This window comes from Novosphingobium guangzhouense, from assembly GCF_002896965.1.
In the GTDB taxonomy this organism is placed as follows: Bacteria; Pseudomonadota; Alphaproteobacteria; order Sphingomonadales; family Sphingomonadaceae; genus Novosphingobium; species Novosphingobium guangzhouense.
In genome coordinates this window covers 1-1,307 of record NZ_LYMM01000116.1, presented here as the reverse complement: position 1 = coordinate 1,307, position 1,307 = coordinate 1, and the positions used below count along the sequence as shown (strand labels likewise).

2 protein-coding genes are annotated in these 1,307 nt (G+C 62.8%); both read left to right on the top strand.

The window, feature by feature from the left end:
* The first annotated feature begins 58 nt into the window (after positions 1–58).
* On the top strand, positions 59–682 hold the full coding sequence (locus tag A8V01_RS28005; protein WP_103099516.1) for a YbhB/YbcL family Raf kinase inhibitor-like protein: 624 nt from the start codon (positions 59–61) through the stop codon (positions 680–682).
* 6 nt (positions 683–688) lie between these two features.
* Positions 689–1,183, top strand: coding sequence for a nucleoside deaminase (locus A8V01_RS28000; protein WP_103099515.1), 495 nt, complete (start codon positions 689–691; stop codon positions 1,181–1,183).
* Positions 1,184–1,307: the final 124 nt, after the last annotated feature.

Sequence of the window (1,307 nt, the reverse complement as noted above, 5' to 3'; positions counted from 1 at the left end):
CGCGCGGCAACCCGTGGATGAGCCAGAGAGGCTCATGCAGTGTGAAAAGGATCACGAAGTGCTTGAACACGTACCTGCCTGGCTGGGCCAATTGCTCAAGCATGTCCGCGCCGGACACGCGAAGCTGGCAATCGTTCGCGAAGACATGGGTGAGCGCCTGTTTCCCTTGGCGAGTCCCGCATTCGCAGACGGTCAGCGCCTCCCGATCCGGTTCACGGCCGACGGAGAGGGTATTTCGCCGCCGCTGAGCTGGGGACCTCTCCCCGAACGGACGGCATCGTTGGCGCTCTTGGTCGAAGATCCCGACGCACCGGCCCCCCATCCCCTCGTGCATGCCCTTGTCTGGAATATCCCGCCCGATGTGGGCGGACTGCCAGAGGGTGCGATCGTGCCTGACGGAGACGGCGCAGCGGACGGCAGCGACGTTGGGCGAAACAGCTATCTGGCCGAAGGGTGGCTGCCGCCAGATCCCCCCAAGGGCCATGGTGTGCATGACTACGTGTTCCAGCTTTTCGCGCTCTCCCAAGTGCCTGCCCTCGAAGCCAACCCGGGTCGTTCCGCGTTTCTCGAGGCGATACATGGCAAAGTCCTTGCCGCCGGCTTCCTCATCGGGACCTACTCCCGCGATGAGCCGGCAAATTCGGGTGTCGCCGGAGCCGGGCTGCGGCCGGCAGGAGCCTAGGTCACCATGATCGACGACAATGACCGGGCCTGGATGCGTGAGGCCATTAAACTGGCGAAAACGAAAGGAACAGCGCCGCAGGATACCCCGATCGCTGCCATCATCGTGCTGAATGGTCGCGAACTGTCCCGTGCGGTCAACAAGACCGAGGAGACTTGCGACGCGACGGCGCACGCCGAAATGATGGCGTTTCGCAGAGCAGGGCCGGCGCATGGCGACATGGACCTTCGCGGCGCGACGCTCTACTCGACCCTGCAGCCGTGCGGCATGTGCACGATGGCCTCGATCTGGGCCAAGGTGGGTCGCATAGTCTACGGTGCGGGTCGCGACGACGTTCACCAGATGTATTTCGAAGACCGACACCTCGACACCATGGACTTCATCAAGGACGCATTTCGTGACGACCTTGCCCTTGAAGGCGGATGTCTGCAGGCGGAATGTGCCGCCCTCTACTTCGCGCCGGGCGACGAGGTTCCGGTGGAAGAACAGGGCAATCTCTGAAAAGCGGAGCTGGCAACGACCAGCGGTCGGACATAAAAGACCATCGTCTCGTAGGATCTGACCCATGTGTAACCGCGCCCGCATGAAAGGTGAGATCGAGACGATCTGGGGATCCGTCGCCGAG

Excerpts from the sequence above, each read along its gene's own strand:
- A8V01_RS28000 (WP_103099515.1), top strand. The coding sequence starts at position 689 with ATGATCGACGACAATGACCGGGCCTGGATGCGTGAGGCCATTAAACTG.